This is a genomic window from Caulobacter sp. CCH9-E1, from assembly GCF_001556515.1.
Lineage (GTDB): Bacteria > Pseudomonadota > Alphaproteobacteria > Caulobacterales > Caulobacteraceae > Caulobacter.
The window spans coordinates 1-274 of the sequence record NZ_LSJA01000134.1 but is presented as its reverse complement, the minus strand read 5'-3'; the positions used below and the strand labels follow the sequence as shown (position 1 = coordinate 274).

Sequence of the window (274 nt, the reverse complement as noted above, 5' to 3'; positions counted from 1 at the left end):
CTGCGCCCGCTACGACCTGCTGCGAGGTCCCCGTGCAGCGGCATGAGATGATCGAAGCCTTCGCCCAACTGGGCCTGAAGGGCATGGCCGGGGCCTTCGACGAGACCGTCACCACGGGCCTTCAGCGCAACCGCACGGCCATGGAGATCCTGGCCGAGCTGCTCAAGGCCGAGACCAACCATCGCCAGGCCGCATCCATCCGCTATCGCCTGACCGCCGCCAAGCTGCCGGTGATGAAGGACCTGGCGGCGTTCAGCTTCGAAGGCTCTGCGAT

Annotated in this window: 1 protein-coding gene; it reads left to right on the top strand. The window is 66.8% G+C overall.

Features of this window, described 5'->3' with window-relative positions; all coding sequences use genetic code 11:
* Positions 1-32: 32 nt before the first annotated feature.
* The coding region (locus tag AX690_RS09330; protein ID WP_231732155.1) for an ATP-binding protein at positions 33-274 on the top strand (242 nt) is incomplete at its 3' end.